The following is a 210-nucleotide window of genomic DNA, read 5'->3' as shown; positions in this document are numbered from 1 at the left end:
ATCTGACGGTTACCGACCCTGAGGGGCTTAGCTCCAATGGCACCGGCCAGCCGACTGTCACCTTGCATAACGACGTGCCAGTGATCAGCGTTGCACCAGTCACTATTGATGAGAACTCCGCTACTGCGGGCACCGTCGCTGGCCGCTTCACTGCGACTGATGAGGAAACGCCGCGCGAAGGTTTGACGGTTTCCTTCACCGGCAACAGCA

At 59.0% G+C, this 210-nt stretch carries 1 protein-coding gene; it reads left to right on the top strand.

The genetic code is table 11. The features are described 5' to 3' along the window. Positions 1 to 210: hypothetical protein (locus J1G35_RS30795; protein WP_223016897.1), on the top strand; the 210-nt coding region annotated here is incomplete at both ends.

The sequence above is a fragment of the Pseudomonas sp. SH10-3B genome (assembly GCF_019891415.1).
Taxonomy (GTDB): Bacteria; Pseudomonadota; Gammaproteobacteria; order Pseudomonadales; family Pseudomonadaceae; genus Aquipseudomonas.
Note: the sequence above shows the minus strand (reverse complement) of the source record. Positions and strands in the feature narration are given on the sequence as shown.